Annotated in this window: 19 protein-coding genes; 2 read left to right on the plus strand and 17 right to left on the minus strand. The window is 69.2% G+C overall.

Annotated elements, in window-relative coordinates:
* The gene (locus tag ASC59_RS12135; protein WP_235492715.1) at positions 1 to 660 is read left to right on the plus strand and encodes a histidine phosphatase family protein; all 660 of its coding nucleotides are present in this window, start codon (positions 1 to 3) and stop codon (positions 658 to 660) included.
* Between the two features lie 15 nt (positions 661 to 675).
* Here ASC59_RS12135 and ASC59_RS12140 read toward each other — a convergent pair whose 3' ends face one another.
* The 16 genes from ASC59_RS12140 to ASC59_RS12215 form a co-directional block, all read right to left on the minus strand.
* The gene (locus ASC59_RS12140; protein WP_442915108.1) at positions 676 to 1,473 is read right to left on the minus strand and encodes an ABC transporter permease; all 798 of its coding nucleotides are present in this window, start codon (positions 1,471 to 1,473) and stop codon (positions 676 to 678) included.
* Positions 1,474 to 1,477: 4 nt separating this feature from the next.
* Complete coding sequence (locus ASC59_RS17660; RefSeq protein ID WP_055823444.1) at positions 1,478 to 2,452, minus strand: ABC transporter ATP-binding protein; 975 nt, start codon at positions 2,450 to 2,452, stop codon at positions 1,478 to 1,480.
* Positions 2,433 to 3,542 (minus strand): LolA family protein, encoded by a 1,110-nt coding sequence (locus ASC59_RS12150; RefSeq protein ID WP_082513651.1) that lies wholly within the window; start codon positions 3,540 to 3,542, stop codon positions 2,433 to 2,435. The genes ASC59_RS17660 and ASC59_RS12150 overlap by 20 nt, the downstream gene beginning before the upstream one ends.
* Before the next feature lie 70 nt (positions 3,543 to 3,612).
* Positions 3,613 to 4,398: an SGNH/GDSL hydrolase family protein gene (locus ASC59_RS12155; protein WP_055823449.1), complete on the minus strand. Its 786-nt coding sequence runs from the start codon at positions 4,396 to 4,398 to the stop codon at positions 3,613 to 3,615.
* Positions 4,395 to 5,024, minus strand: coding sequence for a 2-phospho-L-lactate guanylyltransferase (gene cofC / locus ASC59_RS12160; RefSeq protein ID WP_055823453.1), 630 nt, complete (start codon positions 5,022 to 5,024; stop codon positions 4,395 to 4,397). Before cofC ends, ASC59_RS12155 begins: the two co-directional genes overlap by 4 nt.
* Positions 5,021 to 6,040, minus strand: a complete 1,020-nt coding sequence (gene fgd / locus ASC59_RS12165) for a glucose-6-phosphate dehydrogenase (coenzyme-F420) (protein WP_055823456.1) — start codon at positions 6,038 to 6,040, stop codon at positions 5,021 to 5,023. The genes cofC and fgd overlap by 4 nt, the downstream gene beginning before the upstream one ends.
* Before the next feature lie 49 nt (positions 6,041 to 6,089).
* On the minus strand, positions 6,090 to 6,860 hold the full coding sequence (gene cofE, locus ASC59_RS12170; RefSeq protein ID WP_055823459.1) for a coenzyme F420-0:L-glutamate ligase: 771 nt from the start codon (positions 6,858 to 6,860) through the stop codon (positions 6,090 to 6,092).
* 2 nt (positions 6,861 to 6,862) lie between these two features.
* The gene (locus ASC59_RS12175; protein ID WP_055825421.1) at positions 6,863 to 7,834 is read right to left on the minus strand and encodes a TIGR03557 family F420-dependent LLM class oxidoreductase; all 972 of its coding nucleotides are present in this window, start codon (positions 7,832 to 7,834) and stop codon (positions 6,863 to 6,865) included.
* Between the two features lie 65 nt (positions 7,835 to 7,899).
* Complete coding sequence (locus tag ASC59_RS12180; protein WP_055823462.1) at positions 7,900 to 9,921, minus strand: hypothetical protein; 2,022 nt, start codon at positions 9,919 to 9,921, stop codon at positions 7,900 to 7,902.
* The gene (locus ASC59_RS12185) at positions 9,918 to 11,006 is read right to left on the minus strand and encodes a glycoside hydrolase family 130 protein (RefSeq protein ID WP_442915098.1); all 1,089 of its coding nucleotides are present in this window, start codon (positions 11,004 to 11,006) and stop codon (positions 9,918 to 9,920) included. The genes ASC59_RS12180 and ASC59_RS12185 overlap by 4 nt, the downstream gene beginning before the upstream one ends.
* A gap of 2 nt (positions 11,007 to 11,008) precedes the next feature.
* The gene (locus tag ASC59_RS12190; RefSeq protein ID WP_055823467.1) at positions 11,009 to 11,842 is read right to left on the minus strand and encodes a carbohydrate ABC transporter permease; all 834 of its coding nucleotides are present in this window, start codon (positions 11,840 to 11,842) and stop codon (positions 11,009 to 11,011) included.
* Entirely contained in the window at positions 11,839 to 12,783 is a 945-nt protein-coding gene (locus tag ASC59_RS12195; protein ID WP_055823469.1) for a carbohydrate ABC transporter permease, read from the minus strand. The genes ASC59_RS12190 and ASC59_RS12195 overlap by 4 nt, the downstream gene beginning before the upstream one ends.
* A gap of 8 nt (positions 12,784 to 12,791) precedes the next feature.
* Complete coding sequence (locus ASC59_RS12200) at positions 12,792 to 14,072, minus strand: ABC transporter substrate-binding protein (RefSeq protein ID WP_055823472.1); 1,281 nt, start codon at positions 14,070 to 14,072, stop codon at positions 12,792 to 12,794.
* 40 nt (positions 14,073 to 14,112) lie between these two features.
* A complete protein-coding gene (locus ASC59_RS12205; RefSeq protein WP_055823474.1) occupies positions 14,113 to 15,189 on the minus strand; it encodes a LacI family DNA-binding transcriptional regulator in 1,077 nt (358 codons plus the stop codon).
* A gap of 99 nt (positions 15,190 to 15,288) precedes the next feature.
* Positions 15,289 to 17,073: a DUF4012 domain-containing protein gene (locus tag ASC59_RS12210; protein ID WP_157488126.1), complete on the minus strand. Its 1,785-nt coding sequence runs from the start codon at positions 17,071 to 17,073 to the stop codon at positions 15,289 to 15,291.
* A 4-nt stretch (positions 17,074 to 17,077) separates the two neighbouring features.
* A complete protein-coding gene (locus ASC59_RS12215; RefSeq protein ID WP_235492717.1) occupies positions 17,078 to 17,596 on the minus strand; it encodes a cell wall protein in 519 nt (172 codons plus the stop codon).
* Between the two features lie 314 nt (positions 17,597 to 17,910).
* On the opposite strand from ASC59_RS12215, the gene ASC59_RS12220 reads away from it, so the two are divergent.
* Positions 17,911 to 18,747 (plus strand): exodeoxyribonuclease III, encoded by an 837-nt coding sequence (locus ASC59_RS12220; protein ID WP_055823495.1) that lies wholly within the window; start codon positions 17,911 to 17,913, stop codon positions 18,745 to 18,747.
* Here the strand turns inward: ASC59_RS12220 and ASC59_RS12225 are convergent.
* Positions 18,744 to 19,580 (minus strand): SDR family oxidoreductase, encoded by an 837-nt coding sequence (locus tag ASC59_RS12225; RefSeq protein WP_055823498.1) that lies wholly within the window; start codon positions 19,578 to 19,580, stop codon positions 18,744 to 18,746. The two genes, ASC59_RS12220 and ASC59_RS12225, sit on opposite strands and share 4 nt — an antisense overlap.
* Positions 19,581 to 19,612 lie beyond the last annotated feature (32 nt).

The raw sequence follows: 19,612 nt of genomic DNA on the forward strand, positions 1-19,612 counted from the left end.
GTGACCGCTCAACCCTCCCCCGATCCGAAGGCGTCGCACGATGTGCCGACGACACCCCGCCTCATCATGGCGCGACACGGGGAGACGGCGTGGAGCCGCAGCGGCCAGCACACCGGCACCACCGACCTGCCGCTGACCCCAGCCGGGGAAGACCAGGCCCGAGAGCTCGGACGCGCCCTCGGCGGTCAGCACTTCGACCTCGTCATCTCCAGCCCCCTGCAGCGGGCTCGGGAGACCGCCCGCCTGGCCGGCTACGGCGCTGAGATGCAGACCGATCCGAATCTGGTGGAGTGGGACTACGGCGCCTACGAGGGCGTGACGAGCGCCCAGATCGTGGCCGACCTCGGCCACGACTGGAATCTCTGGACCGATGGCGTTCCGGCCGGCGACACTCCCGGCGAGACGGCCGAAGAGGTGCAGAAGCGTGCGCTGACCGTCATCGCCCGGTGCGACGCCGTGCTCGACGCCGGTGGCGACGTGCTGCTCGTGGCGCACGGGCACATGCTGCGAGCGATCGCGGCGGCCTGGCTCGGACTGCGGCCGCAGGATGGCGCCGTGTTCTCGCTGTCGACCGGCACCGTGTCGGAGCTCGCGTTCGAGCACGCCCACCACGTCATCAGGTTGTGGAACTGCCCGCCCGAGGCTCTCGCTCGTCGGTGAGTCGAAGACCGTCGTTCAGGCGAGCACGTCCTTGGTGAGGAACCGCCCGAAGGCCAGCGCCCCGAAGACGGCGATGTAGCCGGCCTGCAGCAGCGCGTTGTCGCCGAAGGATGCCCACGAGACGGGGTCGCGCAGAATGTCGGCGAACCCGAACCAGTAGTGGCTGAAGAGCCACGGATGCAGCCACTCGGTCTGGGGCAGCGCGTCGAGGATCTGCGACGCGACCGAGAACGAGATCGTCGCGGCCATGGCCCCGACCGGAACGTTCGTGAGCGTGGAGAAGAACAGCCCGATGGCCGAGAGCCCGAGCAGCGAGACGGCGACGTAGCCCGCGATGGCCAGGAAGCGCAGCAGCGCCTCGCCCACACCGATCGTCGTCCCCGAGAGCACCGTGACGGGTCCGACGGGGAAGAGGGCGGCTCCGATGAGGGTGCCGGCGATGACCACGGTGAGAGCTGCCGCGAGGCAGAAGGCGGCGGCTCCGAGGTACTTCACTCCGAGGAGCTTCGCTCGCCCTGCCGGCGCGACCAGCAGGTAGCGCAGGGTGCCGTGGGCTGCCTCGCCCGCGATGGTGTCGCCGGCGACGACGCCGACGGTGAGCGGCAGGAAGAGGGGAATGGCCACGACGAGCGCAGAGACCCCGACGAAGAGGCCGTTCTGGGTCACCTGGTCGAGGAAGGCCGGGCCGCGGCCGGTTCCCGGGGACGACGCGAGCCTGATGGCGACGGCGATGAGGATGGGGATGGCCGCGAGCGCTCCTAGCAGCGCGACGGTGCGGCGGCGCGAGAAGAGGATGCGCAACTCGGAGAGCAGCAGGCTACTGAACAACGTCGAACCCCTCTCCGGTGAGGGCGACGAAGCGATCCTCGAGGCTGGGCTGCTCCAGGGCGAACCCGCGCACCCGCACGCCGGCCTCGACGAGGGCGGCGACGATGGCCTCGGGCCGGATGTCATCGCCACGGGCCTGCTCGGGCACGGATGCCGCCACGTGGTCGGGCTCCTCCTCCTCGAGAAGCGTCAGGCCCAGTCCCGACAGCACCCGACGCGCGTCCGCGGCATCCGGAGTCTGAACGATGACGCGGGCCGCGCCGACCCGCCGCAGGTCGTCGAGAGTGCCCGTGGCCACCAGCGCGCCCGCACTCATCACGCCGACGTGGGTGCAGATCTGCTCGATCTCGGCGAGCAGGTGGCTGGAGACGAAGATGGTGGTTCCGCCCTCGGCGAGCGAGCGGATGAGGGCGCGCACCTCGCGTGTTCCCTGCGGATCGAGCCCGTTGGTGGGTTCATCGAGAACGAGCAGCTCACGCGGCATGAGCAGGGTGTTCGCCAGCCCGAGCCTCTGCTTCATGCCGAGGGAGTACGCGTGCACCTTCTTGCCGGCGGCGTGGCCGAGCCCGACGCGTTCCAGTGCCGCATCGACCCGGGCCCCGCGGGTGCGGGAGGGGGCGAGGGGATCAGCCGAGTCGAAGCGCCTCAGGTTGGCCGCGCCGGACAGGAACGGCGAGAACGCCGGCCCCTCCACCAGGGCGCCGACCCGAGGCAGCACCTCGGCCAGCCGGCGCGGCATCTCCTCGCCCAGCAGGCGCACCGACCCGCTACTCGCACTGACGAGGCCGAGCATCATGCGGATGCTGGTGGTCTTGCCCGACCCGTTCGGCCCGAGGAAGCCGAACACCGATCCCCGCGGAACCGCGAGATCGATGCCGGCGACGGCGGTCTGGCGGCCGAAGCGCTTGGTCAGGTCGTGAGTCTCGATCGCGAGATCGGAGGACTCACCGCCCGGCAGCGGCATCCTCCAGCGCGGCGGGCGAGACGGCACCGGCGAGGATGCGCCCGTCGTCGGTGAAGAGAACGCTGAGCAACGTCGTCGAGATGACCCTGCCGCCGTCGACGGGTTCGGCAGCGGTGTCGAGCAGCGGAGAGTCGGCCAGCTCGGTCGGAACCTCGGATGCCGCGATCTCGACGATCGACGACCAGCCGGTTCCGAGAACCGTGGGCTCGGCCCCGTCGTGCTCGGGAGTGCCGACGTCGCCGCGGTCGGCGAACGCGTCGGGATCCGGCAGGGGCTGCTCGGTCACGGTCGTGCCGGCCGGCGGGGTGAAGTCGAAGAGGGCGGCATCCGGAGCATCGAGCGAGAGCTCCGAGAACGCGAGGGAGAAGGCGGGGGCATCGGAGCCGGCGGCCGTGACGGCCACCCCAATGGGGAGTCCGGTGGCGGAGTCGACGTCGATCGAGACCGATCCGACCAGGGTGTCGGACGACCGCGGCGTGAGGATGAGTTCGTAGACCGTGCGGCCGGCGACGGTCGCGTCAGTGCCGACGCTCACCGTGGTGCTCGGATCGAGCTTCGCGAGCAGCTCATCCGCGACGGCGCTCGGGGTCGGGATGTCGGCGGCATCCGGAGCCTGCTTCGCATCGAAGCCGCCCGTCGGTGCCGGGGCGTGGGTCGCCGATGCCGCCTCGGAGTCGTAGATCCACACGCCGTCCGGCGTGGCGACGACATCGCGCTCGGCGAGGGAGTCCATGACCTGCAGGCGCGCGTCGGTTCCATCGACGAAGACGCGGGCGGTGTGGGATCCGGTGAGGAGTTCGAGGGCGCTGGAGACATCGGTTCCGGATGCCGCCGAGCCGGCCGGGCCGGAGCTGGCGCCGCCGACGCCTCCGAGCGACGACAGGTCGGGCAGTCCGAGGTCGGAACTCTGCTCTATGGTGCCGGAGAAGGCCGTGACCTCGGCGTTCTGCGCGAGCTCGAGAACCTCCGCCGCCGTCTTGTCCGGCAGATCGACGGAGGCGCCGGCCGTCAGCGGCACGGCGAACACGCCGACCCCGATCACCACGGGAACGATCACCCCCGGAAGCCACATCGCAGAACGCCTCGTCATCGTTCCAGCGTACGTCCGGACCGGCCGGCGATGGGGGTTCCCCACCAAACCCCCAGCGAGGAGACTCCGGCTAGTCCCGTGCGGCCAGCACCTCGTCGAGACGCCGGTCGACCGCCGGCGTGAACGCCCGCGCCCACAGTGCGTAGCCGCGATCATTGGGGTGGAACAGGTCGCCGGCGAACTGGGTCGAAACGCCCCACAGGCCCTGCCTCTTGGTGATCCGATGCAGGTCGACGACCTCGAGGCCGGCCTCGGCGGCGGCCGCCCGCAACAACCTGTTGGCCACGACGACCTTGCGCTCACCCGGCAGGAAGTAGAAGCTCGGCAGGTCGGCGACGATGGCGTGCTTCGGGAGGGCCGCGAACAGCTCGTGGATCTCGCTGTCGAAGCGCACCGGGTCGAAATCGGCGATGTCGTTCGCCCCGATGCAGACGGTCAGGATGTCGGGCTCGTCACCGAGCGCTGCGAGCAGCGGCAGCTCGATGTCGATGGCTGTGCGCACGGTGCCGCCCGAGACGCTGAGATTGGCGACGCGCACCGTGCGGTCGGTGCGGTTGCGCAGTTCGCGGGCGAGGAATCCGACGTAGCTGTGGGCCGGGCGGCTCGCACCGATGCCCTGCGCGGCGGAGTCGCCGATCGCGGCGTAGAGGATCTCGCCCGGCTGGGATCCGAGATCCCGCCAGTAGGCGGAGTTCACGGGGATGGTTCCCGAGAGCGTGCCGCGCCAGTGCTCGCGCCGACCCCGCAGCCAGGCCACCCAGAGCGCGACGGTGACGAAGCTCCCGATGACGCCGACGACAGCACCCGCCAGTCTGGCGCCGGCGCGGGACTGGGACCGATGGCGGAACGGCGTCATGATCGGATCCCCTGCAATGCCAGGGCGGCGCTCGTGCGTCCGCCGACTCCCAGTCTCACGGCCTCGTCCAGGGCGGCGGGCACGTCGACGTCCCGGCGGAGCGACGGCGCCGCTTCCAGGCGGGCGTGGCCGAGGCCCGCGTGCGCCACGGCGGATGCCTCGCCGAAGCGGGGTTCCAGTGCCAGACCCGCACGGGCAGTGAGCAGCGTGGTTCCGGTGCCCTCGGCATCCGGGACGAAACCCCGGTCGACGCCCTCTGCCGAAGTGAGAGCCGCGTCCAGGTCGTCGCTGCGGAGGGCGGGCAGGTCGCCGAGGAGCACGGCGATGCCCGCCGTCTCCGGCTCTGGCCCGCCCCCGGCCGCGTCGATGCCCAGCTCGATCGCCGCGTTCAGGCCGCGTCGACCGCCCTCGGGCACGACGGTGACGGAGGAGGGCCAGTCGACCTCGGCATCCGTCACGACGTAGACGCGCTCGACTCGCTCCGCGGCCAGAGCAGCCGCAACGGTGTCGTAGGCGAACGCGAGCGCCAGCGACGACCGCTCAGCCGCCGGGAGCTCGTCGCCGAGTCGGCTCTTGGCGTCGATCGTGCCCTTCACCGGCACGACCAGGGACCATCCGGCTGTCACGGCAGGGCGCGCAGGCGAGGTGCCAGGTCGCGTTCGAACAGGCCGAGGAAGCGCCGCTGGTCTTCGCCGGGGGCGTGGAAGACCAGATGATTGAAGCCGGCGTCGACGTACTTCGCGATCTCCGCCGTCACGGCGTCGGGGTCACTGCCCACGATCCAGCGCGAGGCGATCTTCTCGATCGGCAGCGCGTCCGCCGCCTTCTCCATCTCGATGGGGTCGTGAATGCTCGACTTCTGCTCGGCGCTGAGGGCGAGCGGCGCCCAGAACCGCGTGTTCTCGAGTGCAGCCTCCTCGGTCTCCTCATACGAGAGCTTGATCTCGATCATGCGGTCGATCTCGTCGTAGGAGCGGTCGCCGGCCTCGGCGCCCTCCTTCACCGCGGGCACCAGCTTCTCGGTGTAGAGGTCCCAGCCCTTGCCCGACGTGCAGATGAACCCGTCGCCCGCGCGTCCGGCGTACTTGGCGACGGTCGGGCCGCCGGCCGCGATGTACACCGGGATGCCGCCATCGGGGCGGTCGTAGATGGAGGCACCGTGGGTCGAGTAGTACTCGCCCTCGAAGTCGACACGGTCCTGGCTCCACAGCGCTCGCATGAGGCGCACGGATTCGCGCAGCCGCCCGAAACGCTCCTTGAACTCCGGCCAGTCCTGTTCGCCGGCGCCGCGGAACCCCGTCGCGATCTCGTTGAGAGCCTCACCGGTCCCGAACCCCGCGATGATGCGGCCCGGGTACAGGCAGCCCAGGGTGGCGAAGGCCTGGGCGAGCACGGCGGGGTTGTAGCGGAAGGTGGGCGTCATGACGCTCGTTCCGATGCGCAACGTCGACGTGCGCTCTCCGACGGCAGCCATCCAGGCCAGCGAGAACGGAGCGTGCCCGCCCTCGTGCCGCCACGGCTGGAAGTGGTCGCTCGCGAACGCTGACTCGAAGCCGTGCTCCTCGGCCGCGACGGCGATCTCGACCAGCTCCCGCGGTGCGAACTGCTCCGCCGATGCCTTGTATCCCAGGGTGAGAGTCATGCTGTGCTGCCTTTCGTCGTGCCCGGCGTCCGACGCCGTACGGGATGGATCATGAGCCGACGGCCTCCTGCTGGCCCTCGGCGAAGCCGTCGCGATAGCCCTCGTCGTAGGCCTCCTCGCTTCCGGTGCGGAACATGTCCTGGTCGACGGGCCGCACGATGGTGGCAGCGCCCGGCAGGTCGAGGTCTCCGACGAGACGACCCAGTCCGCGCACGATGGCCACGGGGGTCCCGCCCGTCTTGCCCTTGGCCAGGTCGCCGGCCGAGGCGATCTCGTCGGCGACGCAGGGTTGGGTCACGGCCATGGGCTTGCCGCTGTTGTCGAGCGTGCCGCGCAGGTCGTCGAACACATGAACTCCGGCAGCACCGATCGCGACGTCGATCTGTCCCTGGCGCCAGGCGCGGCCGAGGGTGTCCGAGACGATCACGCCCACGGATGCCCCGCTGAGCTCACGGAGGCCCACGCAGATCGACCGGGCCGATCCGTCGGGGTCGACGGGCAGCAGCAGCACGGTGCCGTCGGGGGTGTTCGACGCGTCGACGCCGGCAGCGGCGGACACGATGCCCAGGCGGTTCTCGACGATGCGGGTCGTTCCGCCGTCGGCCGTGGTGCGGGTCGCGACGACCCGCACGGTCTCGTCCGAGATCGCCTGCTCCCGGTCGTCGGCCGCGACGAACCGCCCCTCGGACTTCGACACGATCTTCGAGGTGACGACCACGATGTCGCCGTCGACGAGTTCGGCCCTGGAGCCGATCAGCTCGACGAGGTCGTCACCGGGACGCACCTCGGGGATGTCGTCGATCACACTGACGGAATACATCGTCACCTCCTGATGGCTGGCAGCACATCGCGGCCGAAGACCTCGATCCACTCCCGCTGGTTGCGGCCCACATTGTGCAGGTAGATGCGGTCGAAGCCCAGGTCGGCGTACCTCTGGATCGACGCACGGTGCACGTCGGTGTCACTCGAGATCACCATTCTGCCGTCGAAGTCCTCCGGTCGGACCATGCGCGCGACCTGTTCGAACTCGAACGGGGAACGGATGTCGCTCTTGGGGAACCGCATGCCGCCGTTGGGCCATTCGACGAGCGCGTTGCGCATGGCCTCCTCGTCGGTCGGCGCCCACGACAGGTGCAGCTGCAGCACCTTGGGCATCGCCGCGGGGTCCTTGCCGGCGTCGCGCGCGCCGAGGGCGAATCGATCGAACAGTCCGGCGATGCGCTCGAGGGGTGCCGCAACGGTGATGAGCCCATCGGCGACGCGACCGGCGCGCCTGGCCGTCAACGGTCCGCTCGTGGCGACCAGGATCTCGGGGGCGACCGGCGGCATCGTCCACAGGCGCGTGGACTCGAGGGTGAAGTGCGGGCCGGAATGCTTGACGTCCCGGCCCGCGATCGACGCCGTGAACAGCTTCGAGATCACCTCGATGGCCTCGAACATGCGATTGATGCGCTCGGCCGGCTCCGGCCAGTACGCGCCGACGATGTGCTCGTTGAGCGCCTCACCCGATCCGATGCCCAGCCAGTGCCTGCCGGGATACATCGACGCGAGCGTCGCCGACGCCTGCGCCACGATCGCCGGATGCCAGCGGTAGGTCGGAGCCGTGACGCCGGGTCCGATGTCGCCCGTCGTGCGCTCGGCGACGGCGGTGAGCACGTTCCACACGAAACCGGCCTGCCCCTGCTGCGGAACCCACGGCTGGAAGTGGTCGTCCGCCATGACGCCGCGGAAGCCGTGCTGCTCGGCGAAAGCGGCGAGCGCGACAGCTTCCGCGGGCGCGAACTGCTCGAGCATCGCCGCGTAGCCCAGCTGGAGGTCACCCACCCCTCCATCCTGCCACTCGCCGCACCCCTCCCGATCTACCGCGTGACCACGGCGAAGCCTCCGGCGGGCAGCACGGCCCTGGCCGACGGACCGATGTCGCGGTGGGTCACCAGGCGTCCAGACGCGTCGTACACGCTCAGGGACGCGGGAGACCCGACTCCGACAGTCGTCCGCCAGGGGATGCGGGCGGCCGACTGCAGCAGCTGCGTGACACCCGATGCCCCGGTCACCAGCATCCGCGACACGAGAGGCCGCACGATGAGATCGTCGATGTGCGCCGTGCCGATCAGCGGGCGCACCGTCACCGTGGTGGCCCGTGCCGGCACCGGGAGCTGCAGGGCCTGCGGCAGCAGCACCCCGGGCGTCGGGCTGATGCCCTGCTCGGGACCGCGGATCGAGAGCAGGCCGAGCGGAAGGATGCCGCTGGTCCACCCCGACACCATCCGGTCGCCCGGCTCGATCCATTGCACGGACTCCACGACGCGCGGCTGGTCGTCCGCGCCGATCGGGAAGACCGCCTTCGAGCCCGCCTTCACGGCGAGCACGTCGCCGCTGTACAGCGACTCGCCCGTCCAGGCGGACTCCGGTGTCGAGATCTCGCCGCCGGAACCGGTCTCCGCATCAAGCAGGCGCAGCCCGTCACGCTGGGACACCGTCGTGACGCCCTGCGCCCTGGCCGCGACATCGGGCCGGGCATCGAGGGCGATCATGCTCAGCAGCCCGTGGATCGTGCTCTCGGCACCGCTGTTGCGGTTGATCGTGCCGTCAGGAGCCAGTCCGTCGAAGGTGACACCGGTCGCCGGGTCGTACATCGGCGCTGACGCCCGATTCGCCCCGAAGAACCAGGCGGCCTGGATGGCCGCGAGCTGATCGAATGCCGGTGACCCCGTGGCGTCCGAGACGGCGAGCAGCGACTGCACCCTCGAGTCGGCCCCGTAGGCGATCTGCGTGGTGTCGGTCGGGGCCGGGAACCAGCCGTTGTCCGGCCCGCCTGCGAGCAGCAGCGTCGGGGTGAAGACGGCGGCATCGCGCACGGCCGGCTTCAGGAGCTTCGACGAGCCGAGGGTGCCGGAGGCCGCGGCGAGGGCCGCCGGCATCTGCGAGCCCCACGCGTGCCACATCGAGCGCGACTGCGCCCAGGGGAGGATCGCGCCGTACGGCCACGCCCTGGTGTCCGCTCCGGATGCCGCCCCCATCGCCGCGATGCCTTCTGCGAGCTTGCGCAGCGTTTCGCGAGCAGCCGGGTCGCCGCTCGCGTCGACGTAGGCCGACAGCCCGAGGACGGCCTCGGCGGAGGCATCCGCCCCGTCGACGATCAGCCAGGCCGGCACCTTCAGGCCGTCGCTCTGCTCGTACTCTCCGTAGCGGTCGAGCACCTGGGTGTCGACGGCCGTGCGCGAGAGCGCGAGCCTCTCGGCGAGGAAGGCCGCGAAGTCCGGATCGTTGTCCTCGAAGGCGGCGAAGCCCTCTCCGAAGGCCCAGAGAGTGCGGGCGGTCCAGTAGCTCGGGCCGGAGTCCGACGGGTCGGGCAATTCGACCGGCTCCGCGCTCGGGTTGAGCTCTCCGTCGGGCTGCATCCACAGCACCACGTTGCCGGAGTTCGGGCCGGACGACGTCTGCAGGTAGGCGAGCGATCGCAGCAGCTCGTAGGCGCTGGTGCGGCTGGAGTCCTCGCCGGTGAGCTCCCAGTGCCGCAGGTAGACGACGGCGGCGCGCGCCACGTCGTCGGCGTTGTAGGCGCCCTGGCCCCAGTCGCCGGTGGTCGCGTCGAGCGGCCCGCCTCCGACGCGCTCGAACGTTCCGCCGTCGCGCGCGTCGGCGTAGGTCCAGGGCAGCACGAGTTGCGGTTCCTCGGCGAGCCTGTAGGTGGTGTGGCCGTCGACCGCCTCCGGCTCGGCGGTGTCGAGCAGGAAGTCGAGGTGGGCGAGGTTGGTGAGCGGGGCGGCGGATGCCGCGGCCGCCGGGCCGGAGATGCCGGTCACCGCGAGCGCGGCGACAGCGGCGCCGGAGGTGAGCAGGGTGCCGAGCCTCATCCGTCGTGTCGTGAGAGTGGTCATCGTCGTGAGCCTTCCGGTCCTTCGGTCGAGGCCCCGCCGCGGTCCAGCCTGGCGACGCCGATCTTCGAGTCGGCCATTCCGTAGAACAGCCAGTGCACGCCATCGATCAGTTCGATGGCCGTGGGGAAGACCACGTTCGGCACGATGCCGCTGCGTTCCTCCTCGGTCTCGGGTGCGAGCAGCGGTTCAGCACTGCGGGCGATCACCCGGGTGGGGTCGTCGCCGTCGAGCAGCATGGCACCGACGGCGTAGTTCACGTTCTGCTGCTGGTCGAAGGCGCTCGTGATGGTGCCGGTCACCCCATGGTGGAGCAGCAGCCAGCCCTCCGGGACCCGCAGCGGGGCCGGTCCGCCCCCGATCTTGAGGGCCTCGAACGGGTACTCCGGTCCGGCCAGGAAGCGGTGGTTGCGCCAGAACGTGAGTGCGGCCAGGTCCTTCTGAACATCGGCCAGGTGCACGAAGCTGATCCAGATGGACTGCCGGGCGTCGGGCACGTTCGCGGGGGTGCGCACTCCCTGCCCGGCCTTGACCTCGTCCAGGTCCCACATCGGCCGGTGCAGCACGGCGAGACTGCGCACGCCGTCCGGGCCGGTGACAGCCTTCGGGAAGAACACCGTGTCCTTGTTGTGGAACAGGTTGAGGTCGGCGTCGAGGGCGTCGTCGTAGGCGAACAGCGCCGGGCCGAGGCGCTGCCAGTCGCGCAGGTCCTCGGACACGGCGATGGCCGTGCGGGGGCCGAGCGGACCGTAGGCGACGTAGGTCATGACGTGCAGGCCGAGTTCGTCGATGCGCGTGATGCGCGGATCCTCGACCCCGGCGTTTCCGACGCCGCGTTCCCAGCCACGGTCCGGCTCGAGCACGATGCCCTCGCGTTCCACCCCGACGGGCACGCCGTCGTCGAGAAGGACGCGCGCGATGCCGACCCTGGAGACGTTTCCGGATGCCACGAGCCTGGGGAACAGGTACAGCTCTCCGTTCCTCGAGCGGGCCGCGGCCGGATTGAGCACCCCCTCGGCCTCGAGCTCGTTGCCCGGCTCCGGAGTCATGATGACTCCGGCCCTGGTGAGTGTGTATGGAATCTGCATGGTCATCCCTTCACTCCCGATCCGATGTCGCTCGAGACGAACTGGCGCTGGAAGATGATGAGCAGCACCACGACGGGCAGAGCGAGCACCACGGCCCCGGCGAGCAGCGAGCCGAACGGGTTCGCCGTCGATGCCGCGATCGAGGAGATGTAGTTGGCGAGCGAGACGGCGAGGGGTTGCATCGACGCTTCCTTGGTGATGAGGAACGGCCAGAGGAATTCGTTCCACGGTCCGATGAAGGTGAGCAGCACGACCGTCAGCAGCGCCGGCCGCACCAGCGGGATCGCCACGCTCCAGAGGATCCGCAGCTCGCCGGCACCGTCGATACGAGCCGCGTTGAAGAGGTCCTTCGGCAGTTGCAGGAAGTACTGCCTGAAGATGAGCACGGCCACCGAGCTGATGAAGAACGGCAGGATCATGCCCAGGTAGCTGTCGCTGAGGCCGTAGTTGCGGGCGATCATCACATAGAGCGGGATCATCAGCAGCTGGAACGGGATGACCTGCACGAGCAGAACGAGCGCGAACACCACTCCTCGGCCGCGGAACGAGAGCACCGCGAGCGCGTAGCCGGCGAGCAGCCCGAACACGACCGTTCCGAGGAGCACGCCGCCGGTGAAGATGCCGGAGTTGACCAGCCCCTGCAGCAGATTGATCCGGTCATTCACGGCGACGTAGTTGTCGAGCGTCAGGTTCCCCGGCGCCGGGAAGGCCCCGGCCGGCGTCGGATCGGGAGTCGTCTGCAGCGAGCCGACCACCATGTAGTAGAACGGGAACAGGAACACGAGGGCTCCCAGGAACAGCAGGATGTACCGAACGATCAATCCGAACCTGGTCATGATTCCTCATCTCCCACGAGGCGACGCTGGATGAAGGCGATGATCAGCACGCAGATGATGAGGATCACGCCGATCGCGGATGCGACATCCGGATTCCCCTGCTCGATGCCCTTCTGGTACATGAGCAGCACCGGGCTGGCCGAGGCGCCGTTGGGCCCGCCGCCTCCTGTCAGCAGGTACGGCTCGGTGAACAGGTTCGCACCGGTGATCGTCGAGATCAGCAGCACCAGCAGGGTCGCCGAGCGCACCCCGGGAACCGTGACCGAGAAGAAGGTGCGGATGCCGCCGGCTCCGTCGGTCGCCGCCGATTCGTAGAGCTCCTTCGGCACGTTCTGCAGCGCGGCGAGGTAGAGCAGGATGTAGAACCCGAGCTGCTTCCAGGTGACGAAGAGCGCGATGACCGGCATGGCGAGCTGGGAGTTGATGAGCCAGGAGGGCTCGGGGGCGTACGGCCCGAGGATCTGGTTCACCAGGCCGCCACCGCTGAACAGGAACAGCCAGACGCCGACGACGGCGACCGAGGCCGCGACATAGGGCACGTAGTAGCTGACCCGCAGGAAGGCCCTGGCGTGCACGACACGGTTGAGCGCTGACGCCAGCACGATCGACAGCACCACCGTGAGCGGCACATTGATGATGAGGAAGACGCCGACGTTGCGGAACGACTGCCAGACGGCAGGATCCTGCAGCACGGTGACGTAGTTCTGGAAGCCGACGAACGGCCGGTCCACCTCGACGCCGGGAGCGGAGAAGAAGTAGTCCTGGAACGACATCCAGACCGCGAAGACGATCGGATAGGCGAAGATCGCGCAGATGAAGATCAGGTACGGCGCCGTGAACAGCAGCCCGAGCGGATTCCGCCCGAGCCAGCGCCGGCGGCGGGGCCGAGGCGCGTCATGTCGCTGCGCCTCGACCTCCGTCGGCCGGGTGATGGTGGTCATGATCGGTCTCAGTTCCCGGTTGCGAGAGTGTCGATCTTGGCGGCGGTGTCCTTCAGGAAGGCGGGAATCTCGCCCTCGCCGAAGATGACGGCCTTGGAATAGCCGTCACGGAAGTTCTGCCAGATCTCGATGGAGTTCGCGACGTTCGGCACCTCGACGGTGCGGCCGGCCTGGTCACCGAAGACCGTGTAGGCGGGGTTGGCCTCGAAGTAGTCGGGGTAGACCGTCGTCAGGTCGCTCCGCAGCGGCATCTGGCCGGTGAGCTCGAGCAGCTTGCCGTCCTGTTCCTCGCTGGTCGCGAACTTCAGGACGTCCCAGGCGGTCTGCTGGTTCTTGCAGGCGCTGTAGAGGCCGATGTTCTTCGCGTCGCTGAAGGTGTAGGTCGAGGCGGCATCCGTTCCCTCCGAGGTGGGAACGGGCACCGAGCCCCAGTTCACGTCGTCGCCGTAGACCGCGATGGCCCACGGGCCGACGATGGCCATGGCGGCCTCCCCGTCGAGGAAGGAGTCGCCCTGGTACTGCTCCTGGCCGGCGAGCTTCTCCTCGTACATGGTGCGCCAGAGCTCGGAGACTGCTTCACCCTCATCGGTGTCGAAGGTGGCCTTGCCGTCCTCGACGAGCTGCGTGCCCCCGGTCTCGGCCGCGTAGAGCGGGTAGAAGTCGAACCAGCTCTGGAAGAACTCGCTCGTGGGGGCCGGGTGGATCGCGTACTTGGCCGCGCCGGACTCCACGATCGCGCGGGAGGCGGTGAGGAAGTCGTCGTAGGTCGAGAGCTTCGGGTTCTCGGCGTCGAGTCCCGCCTTCGCGAACAGGTCCTTGTTGTAGAAGATCATGACCGGGTTCGACTTCCAGGGCATCTGGAAGTACTTCCCGTCGGCCGACGCGTACTGCTCGGCCAGATCACCCGTGCGCGAGGTGATGTAGTCGTCGCCGTCCTCGAAGTCGCTGAGCGAGACGAGTCCGCCCTGCTTCTCGAACTGGGGCACCGCCGCGGGCGAGGTGTTGAAGATCAGGCAGGGTGCGTTGCCCGCTGTGATCGCCGCGCTGATGACCTCTTCGCTGCTGTCACCGGCCGGGATCTCCTGAGCCTTCACCTGCTCGTCGGGGTTGTCGGCGTTCCACGCCTCGACCATCTGCTTGCCCCACTCGATCTCGGCCGGGTTGTTCGAGTACCAGATCGTGATCGGGCCCTTCGTCTTCGCGTCTCCCCCGCCGCCCCCACCGGAGCAGCCCACGAGCGCCAGAGCCGTTGCGGCGGCCAGGATTCCGATCGTCATGCCTCTTCGCATGATTTCTTCCTTTCGTTGCGACGGCCGAGCCGTCGGTTCTTCACTGTGTTCGAGTGGTCACGGGTGCCGCGGCGGTCGATTCGCGGATGACGAGTCGCGTCGGCAGCCGTGCGCGTCCGTCGAGCGGCTCACCGACGACGGCCGCGAGCAGCACCCGCGCCGCCGTCGCGCCCCAGAGCGCGACATCGGTCGCGACAGAGGTGAGCGAGGGGTAGACGTGCTCGGCCAGGTCGGTGTTGTCGAAGCCGGCAACGGACAGGTCGCGCGGAACATCGAGCCCGGCGCGACGTGCGACGGCGATGCCGGCGATGGCCATGGGATCGTTCGAGTAGACGATCGCCGTCGGCCGCTGGGAGGAGCGCACCGCGAGGAGGCGCCGAGTCGCCTCTGCGCCTTCGCGTGCGGAGAAGTCGGTCTCGACGACGCGGCTCGGGTCGAGACCGGCATCCGTCATCGCCTCCTCGAAGGCCGCTCGGCGATGGGTGGCGTGCAGCAGCTCGGCGGGTCCGGCGACGTGCGCGATGCGGGTGTGGCCGAGGAGCACGAGGTGCGCGACGACGGCACGGATGCCGGCGCCGTCGTCGCTCTGCACGGCGGGGAAGGGCGACGCGACATCGGGGTGTCCGAGGGTGACGGCTCGCAGACCGAGTTCCTGCAGCAGCGCGATGCGCTCGTCGTTCGCCCGCAGGTCGGTGAGGAACACGCCGTCGACCCTCTTGTCCCGGGCCAGTTGACGGTAGGTCGCGGTCTCCTGCCGCTCCGAGGTGGTCGAGGCGAGGACGAGCGAATGGCCGACCTCGGAGAGCTCGCTCTCCACCCCCGAGATGAACGTGGGGAAGAACGGATCCGCTGCCACGATCGACGGATCGCGGGCGATGACGAGCCCCAGCGCGAAGGAGCGGTCCACGCTGAGCGATCTGGCCCGCACGCTCCGGGTGAACTCGAGCTCCTCCGCTGCGGCCAGGATGCGCTCGCGGGTCTCGGCCTTGACGCCGGGCCTGTCATTGAGCGCGAACGACACGAGGCCCTTGCTCACTCCGGCGCGGCGAGCGACATCGGCAATGGTCGGGCGCACACCGGATGCGGGCGCATCCGGCACCCCAGGGTCCTCAGCCATCGGTCCTCCTCGTCGAGGCCGGCGGGTGAGCATTGCTCACCTAAACCGGTTTAAGGGACCATACCCCTTTCGGGGGTGATGCGCGAGGGGGTCGCGGGATCAGTGGGTGCCGACGGTGATGTTCCTCATCAGCGGAGTGTGCAGCAGGGTCGGGTCGGACTGCCCCTTCTCGGCCGAGGTGTACTGGAAGACCAGTACCGCCTTCTCTCCCGGAGCGAGGGTGACGCCGAGCGAACTCACGGCCCGGTCATCCACTGTGGCCGGCGCGTACTCGACCCGTTCTCCATCGCGCTTCACTCCGGCGTCGAAGGCACCGGCAGGGGCGAAGACGGTCACGTTGGTAGCGATCTGGCCCGGTGCCACTCCGTAGAAGCCTGTGCCGGCGACCACGGGCGGGTAGCTCGTCGCAGCGTTGGCCGCTGCCTTGCTGGTGAGGGTCACCGTGACCATCACATCCGACCGTCCGTCTCCGCGCGGCTTCGTGCCCACGGCCATCGCGACGTCGAGATACGGATCCATCTTCGCGCCGGTGGCGTCGTTGAGGTAGACGCCGTAGGCCTCCGGCCCCATGGCCTTCTGGGCGGCGTCGAGGCCGGCCAGGGTGGTTCCGTCGAGCACGCTCTGCACCGACTCGTCGGCGCTCCAGAGCGAGACGCGGTTCTCATCGCCGGCGCGGGCGAGCGCAGACACCAGGGCCTTCGGGTCTGCGGCACCGCCGGTGATCGCCTTGAAGCTGGCGGCGGCCGACTCGGCGAAGAACGCATCCTGCGCGGCGCCATCCGGGAACCGCGTGTAGACGTCCATGAGGAGCGACTTCACGGCGTTCTCCTTCGTGAGCTGCGAGCCGTCGCCCAGGGTCACGGGGCCCGTCGCTCCCAGCAGGTAGCTCAGGGCGACCGGATCGACGGCGATGACGCCGTCGACGGTGCCGCCGAACTTCCGCTCCCACATGGAGGACGCGAGGTCGGCGCTCACAGTGAAGTCCGGCGTCATCGTGACGTCCTGGATGTGGCTGCTCATGCCGTCGCCGAAGACGGCGGACATCGCGGCGGGCGCGGGAAGCGGAGGTCCGTCCTTCGGCGAGAAGTCCGTGGTGCTCGCCTGCCTGACCAGCTGCAGCAGCCCGTCTTCAGCGTGAACGAGCGCGAACGCTCCGGGGATTCCCCCGGCACTGCGGAGTTCGGCGTTGTTCTGGAACAGCACGAGGTAGTTGCGCGGCCCGTTGGCACCCAGCATTACCGGGGCGACCACCAGCGCGTCGTCGAGGGTCGCGCTCAGACCGGCCGCCTTGCCGAGCGCTGCGGCCAGCGAGTCCTTGGCCGTCGCGACCGGGCCGAGGAGACCGTCGTCGTCGATCTCGTCGACCGCTGCAGCGGCATCCGTCAGCACGGTTCGCGCCGAGTGGGCAGCCGGACGCGCGGCAATGAGAGGCTCGAGATCGATACGGCCGTCGACCGGGCGGAACGATTCGGCGAAGACGGACTGCGCCAGTTTCGTGAGCGGCAGGATGGCTTCACTGGATGCGGCGTCGAGCTGTGCCGACACCACCCGAACAGCACTCAGGTTCGGCCCGACGACGGGTACGACCTCGGCCAGCGCCCAGACGGGGTCGCCGGTCAGCCCGGCGGCCTCGTGGGTGTGCGCCACCAGACGATCGGCGCTCTCGCCCGCCGCAACGGTGTCGCCGGAGACGATCTGGGCCTGCAGCTTCTCGGCTGCGGCCGCCGCGGACTCCAGCTCGCCCTTGGCCAGCCAACCGCGCACGCCGACCCAGATGACTGCACCGACGACCGCGACGAGCACGACACCGACGATCAGCCAGGCGAGCCGGCCACGACGACGTGTCGCAGTGGCCGGCTCGCCTGCCGGCACGTCCTCACTCACGCTGTCAGCGAGTGCTGGTGCGACGGCGCGCGAGGAAGAACACGAGGCCGGCGAGGATCACCAGGACCGAGCCGACGCCGAGAGGCAGCAGCACCGGGCTCACGCCCGTTTCGGCCAGTCCGGTTCCGGACGCCGAGGTCGTGGTCGATCCCGGAGGCGTCGGGTCGGTTCCGGGAGGAGCCATGACGCAGTTCGGTGACGCGGCCGGGTAGCTCAGCGGCACGGTCGTCTCGGGGTTGACCGTGATCTCGGCCGAGGTGACGCCGCGGGTCCAGCCGAAGTTGCCATCGGTCTGCACCCACGTGCCGTCGATCTGCATCCAACCGGGCCAGCCGGTCGGCTCTCCGTTCGGGCCGACGCTGGCGCCTGGCCAGAGCATGCTTCCGCTCAGGGTGCCGTCGACGATCTCACCGAGCAGGAACGTCTCGGTCTGACCCCCTCCGGACAACGTGAGGTAGGCGGTGTGGCTGGTGGCCTTGTTGTCGGGATCGGTGAGGACGACGTCGTACACGATGTACGGCACGTCCCCATCGCAGACACTCGTGGCCACCGATCCGGCGATGGATGGCTCCACCGGAGGTGTGCGGGGGACATAGTCCTCCGCATGAGCCACTGTCGGCGTGAGCACGATGGCGGCAGCGAGAAATAGGGCAGCAGGGATACTTCGGAGCACAATGGCCTCCGCATTTCGGATTCGGGTTCCGGTCTGTCTTCGGGTGATAGACGCTGCCCACCCTATGCCCCCGACCCCCGTTCGGGCGCCCCCCAATTGTGGTGACGCATCCTCGACTTCTGCGGGTTCGATCTGCGTCATGGGCAGCCGGTAGCGTTCTCGGTATGCGCATCGCCACCTGGAATGTCAACTCGATCCGCGCCCGCGTTGGCCGCACCGTCGACTGGATGGTGCGTGAAGACGTCGACGTGCTCGCGATGCAGGAGATCAAGTGCAAGCCGGAGCAGTTCCCCTACGAGCAGTTCGAGGAGGCGGGCTACGAGGTCGTCGCGCACGGACTGAGCCAGTGGAACGGCGTGGCCTTCGCGAGCCGCACGCCGATCACCGACGTCGAGCACGCCTTTCCCGCCATGCCGGGGTTCCTCAAGGGCATCGAGGGTCCCGATCAGCCGCAGGAGGCGCGCGCGATGGGCGTCACCATCGACGGCATGCGCCTCTGGAGCCTGTACGTGCCCAACGGGCGCTCGCTGGATGACCCGCACTACACGTACAAGCTCGACTGGTACGCGGCGCTCGCGGCGTACACGCGCGATGCGCTCGCATCCGATCCGCACCTGCCCCTCGCCCTCATGGGCGACTTCAATGTCGCTCCGACCGACGCCGACGTGGGCGATCCAGCGCTCGTCCCCGGCCTGTCGACGCACATCTCGCCACCGGAGCGTGCCGCGTTCGCCGCGCTCGAGGCGGCCGGACTCAGCGATGTCGTGCGCCCGATCCTGCCCACCGGCTACACGTACTGGGACTACAAGCAGCTGCGGTTCCCGCGCAACGAGGGCCTGCGCATCGATTTCATCCTCGGTTCGGCGGCCTTCGCCGATCTCGTGACGGATGCATCGATCCACCGCAACGAGCGCAAGGGCGATGCTCCCAGCGACCATGTTCCCGTGCTCGTCGACATCGAGCTCGCGGGCGACGACGACGATCGGCCGATGATCTTCTAGCGGCCGGTGAAGCGGTCCATCGAGCGATGGACACCGAAGAATCGGCCGGCGACGGCGTCGAAGGCGGCTCCGGGCAGCACGCCCCGCAGAACCTTCGAGAACCCGACCGTCCACGGCAGCATGAGCATCGGGCGACCGGCGAGCATCGCCTTCCAGACCTGGTCGACGACGTATTCCGGCGTCATGACCGGCGTCAGCAGCGGCCCGCGGGCGCCCTCGAACATTCCGGTGGAGATGTAGCTGGGTGCCACAGTGGTGACCTTCACGTTCGCATGGTCGTCGCGCACCAGCTCGAGTCGCAACGAATCGCTCCAGCCGATGAGCGCGGCCTTCGACGCCGCATAGACGCTCATGCGGGGGTTCGATATCAGGCCGGCAGCCGAGGCGATGTTGACGATGCGCGAGGCGCGATAGGCGCGGGCCACCATGCCGGGCAGGAACTCGCGGGTGATGTACATCGGGGCGAGGGCGTTCACCTGCATGGTCGGGCGGGTGTCGTCGCCGTTGTCGGTCTCCCAGAAGTAGCCGTTGCCTCGAACCACGCCGGCGTTGTTGATGAGCACGTCGGGATTGCCGACCTCCTTGCGCACCTTCTGGGCGGCCTTGGCGATGGCACCGAGATCGGCCACGTCCACGACGTAGGAGTGGATGCGGGTGCGACCCTTCGATGCCGCTCCGAGATCGCCGACCGTCTGGGCCAGGGCCTGGGCGTCGCGATCCCAGAGCACGACGGATGCCGCCCCTTCTGCGACGGCTCGTTCCGCGTACAGGCGCCCCATGCCCATGGCCGCCCCGGTGATCAGTACGGATGCGCCACGCACGGTTCTCGTCATGGCTTCATTGTCTCAGGACACGATGGTCGCGA

The organism is Leifsonia sp. Root1293, assembly GCF_001425325.1.
In the GTDB taxonomy this organism is placed as follows: domain Bacteria; phylum Actinomycetota; class Actinomycetes; order Actinomycetales; family Microbacteriaceae; genus Orlajensenia.